The 2,677-nt window shown below is 28.8% G+C and carries 3 protein-coding genes; all 3 read right to left on the bottom strand.

Annotated features, from left to right (window positions below):
- Nucleotides 1–212 precede the first annotated feature (212 nt).
- Nucleotides 213–1,205, bottom strand: coding sequence for a nucleotidyl transferase AbiEii/AbiGii toxin family protein (locus tag CHU92_RS00985; RefSeq protein ID WP_094411704.1), 993 nt, complete (start codon nucleotides 1,203–1,205; stop codon nucleotides 213–215).
- Nucleotide 1,206: 1 nt separating this feature from the next.
- Nucleotides 1,207–1,815 (bottom strand): DUF6088 family protein, encoded by a 609-nt coding sequence (locus CHU92_RS00980; RefSeq protein WP_094411702.1) that lies wholly within the window; start codon nucleotides 1,813–1,815, stop codon nucleotides 1,207–1,209.
- Nucleotides 1,816–1,898: 83 nt separating this feature from the next.
- Complete coding sequence (locus tag CHU92_RS00975) at nucleotides 1,899–2,603, bottom strand: hypothetical protein (protein WP_129582967.1); 705 nt, start codon at nucleotides 2,601–2,603, stop codon at nucleotides 1,899–1,901.
- Between the last annotated feature and the right edge of the window lie 74 nt (nucleotides 2,604–2,677).

The following is a 2,677-nucleotide window of genomic DNA, read 5'->3' as shown; positions in this document are numbered from 1 at the left end:
TTTATTGATTTTTAATCAATTATATTTTTTGTCGTGTACTAAAACATTTTATATTTTCTTTTTTTTCTTTCAAAAAGACATCATAATTTGAGTTCTCTTCAAGTTTATAAAAAAATTTGCCTCCAAAATTTATTGTTAGACCATTATGATTTTCTCCAAAAATATATGGTAGTGAATTTTGATGTATATATATCGCTGCTAATACCATGTTTTTATAAAAATCTTTCTTTTAGTTCATACATTCTTGCTATAAGATTTTCAAACTCCAATGTCTCTCCATAAATCATAAAGTCCTGCATGGCTTGGTAGTCTTTTTTCCAAAGTTCAGTTACTTCAGCTGGTGGAATGAAATTTATTGTTTGTGGTGTGTGTAAATCATACGAAATCCCTCTTATAGGTGTGTATTTACTTCGGTGTTGGACTAGTGTTTCGAATAGTTCCTTATTTTTTATTGCTTCTTTTCCATAATCGTGGTCCATTAGTTTTTCTATATCGTAAAGATGTCTTGACATTCTGTAATGTCTTATGTTTTCGGTTGGCTTTAGAAATTCTTCATGCAGTAACATTATTTTTTCTAAAAAGGTTTTGGTTGGTACAACTACAATTACTTCAAATGGTTGAATGGTGAAAGCTTGTTCCGGATATATTTGGCCAATGATTGATTGAATTTCTTTTTGTTCGTTTGGCTCTAGCAAAGCTCTTGCTCCTAATTCAATGATAACCCTTTGCGGAATGTATTCTCCTGGTTCCACTATTGAGTTGTATTCTAATTCTATACGATGTGGATCACTGGTATCATCTATTTCATCATCAAAGATTAAATTATAATTTTCTTTATTTACTCCCAGCTTTTCTAGTTCTGAAATCAATTCTTCTTTAAATTCTCCGACTATAAAATTACCCGAAGCTTTACGAAGTTTTTTTATTTGTGTTTTTGATAACTCGCCTTCAAATCCTATGATTGTTCTATCAATGGATAAGTCAATATCTTCTGAGAAACGTTCTATTAAGTTATAGGCTTTGCTTAATGATGTGCCACCTTTAAAAACTAAATGTGGTGCAAATTTTGAAGAAAATATTGCTTTTAACGTAATGGTTACCCACCAATCTTTTTCAATTGTATCGGTTGGAAGTCCTGTTTGATTGTTGACTTGGTTTAGTATTTCAAGCCGTCTTTTTTCGGATAGTTTAAGCCACTCGTTCATATTAGTCTTTATTTATTAATTCAAGGATTGTATTTCTAATCCATGTTGGTGCTGCAACACTATCTTCTTTTATGCTTTCAATGGACATTTGGTGTAATACTTTTTTAATTTTTTGTTTAGCATTTTCATCTACATTGTCTTTGCCTAACTCTTTTAATCCTTGGATTACAATGTTGAGTTTTTTATCTTTAATAGTTAGATTTTTGGGAGTGGTTTTTTTGAATGTGATGGTTCTTTTGCCAACTTTAATTTTTCTTGGTGCTCCATCAGTCAAATAGACTACATTCATAGGTACTTGTGTTGATAAGCCAAGTTGTTGCAATGCTTGTACACCTGTAGAAATTATTCTTGCTTTATCTCTTTTTGCTATGGCTACTGCAATTTCTTCTGTCGAAGGGAATAGGGGTCCAAGGATTTTATCGTTTTTGGGATATAGATAAATACCGTGTGCTAAGCGAATTAAAACCTCTTTTTTTTCTAATCGCAATAATACCTTTTTTACATTTTCGGCAGTACCGAACTCTATAAAATCGGCTATAAATAGAATACTTCCTTTTTTTAAAGATTTTATTTTTTCTTCTATTTGATTGTGAATAGATTGTGGTTTCATTTTGATGTTATTTTTGTCCCAAATTTAGTAAAAAAATGGGACAAAAAACATTTGATGTGATTATTTTTGTTAAGGAATAGAAATTACAAAAAGGATAAGTATTTGTATTTATTATTAAGCAAAGTTTTTATATCACTTAAAAGCTTTTCTTTATGTAGAAATGTTGACTGAAAAAGTAAATTATATATAGCTATCATAGAGAATTTAAAAAATAAATTAATATTCTTTTTGTTCCAAAAATATAGCTTACCATTTATTCTATAAATAAAGCCCTCGAAAGTTGTAATTCCATTTTTATACTTCACAACACTGAAAACATTACAATTGATGTTTTTAATTTCATCAGGATGTAAAATTTCCATTTCATTTATCATTTGTTTAAACTCAAATTTTTTATTTGACTTCAACATTCTTCCTTTTCTTTCGGTTTTATAAACTTCTTGTGAAAAATTAATATTCTCTAGTTGTAACAACCAACAGTTATTCTTTTTAAGTTTCCCAAGGTTTATTTTATTTTTTACAACAAACTCCTTTAGTAGATATTCTTGAACTATAGCATTTTTTCGTAAAAAACGAAAAAATTTAAAAGATGACATTTCAAAAAATGGCTCATATGGATTAATGTTATCAATATCCTTGACATTATCATCTTTTTTGTGAAAGTCAAACGCTTTTTTATGGGCTACATACATCAAAGTGTGGTGAATACCATTTTCACCAAAACTGAATGTATATTTTTCTCGGTTTTCGTTAGGTTGAGTATAAAAGAAGAAGTTTGGAAATTCCAAAATAGTAATACTTTAAATTAATTTAAATGACACTATCCCAAAAAGTGTGTAAGTTTAAAAATAACGGGGTTTGA

The organism is Flavobacterium cyanobacteriorum (genome assembly GCF_002251835.1).
Taxonomy (GTDB): Bacteria; Bacteroidota; Bacteroidia; order Flavobacteriales; family Flavobacteriaceae; genus Flavobacterium; species Flavobacterium cyanobacteriorum.
Note: the sequence above shows the minus strand (reverse complement) of the source record. Positions and strands in the feature narration are given on the sequence as shown.

Bases quoted from the DNA above. Each gene is read 5' to 3' on its own strand.
- CHU92_RS00985 (WP_094411704.1), bottom strand. From the start codon at position 1,205: ATGAACGAGTGGCTTAAACTATCCGAAAAAAGACGGCTTGAAATACTA.
- CHU92_RS00980 (WP_094411702.1), bottom strand. From the start codon at position 1,815: ATGAAACCACAATCTATTCACAATCAAATAGAAGAAAAAATAAAATCT.